The 1,894-nt window shown below is 39.5% G+C and carries 2 protein-coding genes and 1 pseudogene; 1 reads left to right on the top strand and 2 read right to left on the bottom strand.

Annotated features, from left to right (window positions below):
• Window positions 1-123: pseudogene (locus tag AB4583_RS20725) on the bottom strand (IS110 family transposase); the annotation flags it as partial.
• Between the two features lie 102 nt (window positions 124-225).
• On the opposite strand from AB4583_RS20725, the gene dgt reads away from it, so the two are divergent.
• On the top strand, window positions 226-1,689 hold the full coding sequence (gene dgt, locus AB4583_RS20730) for a dGTPase (protein ID WP_372119196.1): 1,464 nt from the start codon (window positions 226-228) through the stop codon (window positions 1,687-1,689).
• A 17-nt stretch (window positions 1,690-1,706) separates the two neighbouring features.
• Here dgt and AB4583_RS20735 read toward each other — a convergent pair.
• On the bottom strand, window positions 1,707-1,894 hold a 188-nt coding region (locus AB4583_RS20735), incomplete at its 5' end, for a hypothetical protein (RefSeq protein ID WP_372119199.1).

A 1,894-nucleotide genomic window follows, 5' to 3' on the forward strand; every position in this document is an offset into this window, starting at 1 on the left:
GAATGCTCCGAAATATGCACTTTTGACAGTTTTGCGTAGGACGCACTTGCCATATGCATCAACGCCGTGAATACTGAACACATTCTTGGCAAGGTCAACGCCAATAGTTTGAATGGTGGACATAGTCACCTCCAGTTCTTCAGCGTGTACTAAGTAAGTATGGCACGCAGAGTGTCAGGTAGAGGGAGTCCATATCATTCGTTATATCAATCAGTTGGAAATAATATGAATTATAAAGAAAAGTTAAAATCTGATAGATTTCGATCTTCCACAATTGGAGGTCGAGATTTCAACGAAGAAATGGAAAGTGATCGCGGTAGAGCAGTGAATTCTGCAGCAGTAAGACGCTTACAACAGAAAACACAAGTTTTCCCTTTAGAATCTAATGCAGCAGTACGAAGCCGTTTAACGCACTCGCTAGAAGTTCAGCAGGTCGGCCGCTACATAAGTAAAATTATTCTCAAAGAGCTGAGCAAGCAGGGGATTGATCTCTCGGAGTATTCGGAGGGCTTTGTTAGTGCTGTCGAGGTATCATGTTTACTACATGATATCGGTAACCCACCATTTGGGCATTTTGGCGAAGAAGCTATTAATCTATGGACGAAGACTTTTCTTGCTAAATCAATAAATGATGCTTTTGGTGAGGAGCCAGAATGCCAGAAATTAATTAAGGACCTTTGTAATTTTGAAGGTAACGCACAGGGAATCAGGCTACTACATCAGATTCAAGCTTTGAATCTTACATATACTCAATTGGCTTGTTTGGTAAAATACACTAGAGCTGCTTACGAAGATAAGCCTTCAACTGATGATGAATTTTGCTACAGGAAAAAAAAGCCAGGTTTTTACCTAACGGAAGAAGCTCTGTATAAATCTATACAAGAAAAGCTTGGTATTGAAGATGGTGCGAGATTCCCTCTAACTTATATTATGGAAGCTGCGGATGATATATCTTACTGTATCGCAGACGTTGACGATGCAGTCGACAAAGGTATTCTTTCAATAGATAAACTTCATTCTGAAATAACGAGAATATGGGAATCTTTTCGTGGTAAAGAGGGTGTTGATGATACTGTTGTTGATGAAGGGTACTTGCTAACAATTTCTGAAAAAGCTATGGAAAAAGCCAAGGAGCAGAAATTCAATAGCAACCATGCTTATATTTTGACCCTTCGTACTACTTTAGTTAATGATCTTGCGCACTATGCAGCTAGTCGTTATGTTGAAAACCATGACTTGGTTTTTTCGGGGGCTTTTGATGAGTCTCTGCTCGATGGGTGCGACAAGTATAACCTAGCAACTGAGACTTTAAGGCTTCTATCTGTAGACAATGTATTTAATCACGCTGAAGTAGAAAACTTGGAGTTAAAGGGATATGCCGTAATCTCTGGTTTATTGGAAATCTATTCTCCACTGATAAAACTATCATTTTCGGAGTTTAAGACTTTAGCACAAAGTAACAGATTAAAAAGCCATCCGATTGAAACACGTTTATTTCATAAGTTATCAAGTAAGCATAAGAACACTTACTTTTCGGTAGTGTCTGATCTTTATGATGTAGAGACTCCGTCAAATGCTCAAAGGTTAACTGAGATCTATCATCGCTCGAGGTTGGTAATTGATTATATTAGTGGAATGACTGATGGTTTTGCTCTAGAAGAATATCAAAACCTTAGCGCGTCGAAGTAATTGATATAACAATCTGTTTAAGAGTGATTCGCGACGCTTGGCATTTTTGCTATGCGTTGCGTTTTGTGTTTAAGGTGGCATGCGGAAGCATCGGTATTGCGTTGCTCACCACTTAACGCAATACCGATGCTTCCGCATGCCACCTTAAACACAAAACGCAACGCATAGCAAAAATGCCAAGCGTCGCGAATCACTCTTAAACAGA

The organism is Vibrio sp. 10N.222.49.C12 (assembly GCF_041475025.1).
Classification (GTDB): Bacteria; Pseudomonadota; Gammaproteobacteria; order Enterobacterales; family Vibrionaceae; genus Vibrio; species Vibrio crassostreae_C.

Coding starts and splice junctions, on each gene's coding strand:
- dgt (WP_372119196.1), top strand. CDS start 226: ATGAATTATAAAGAAAAGTTAAAATCTGATAGATTTCGATCTTCCACA.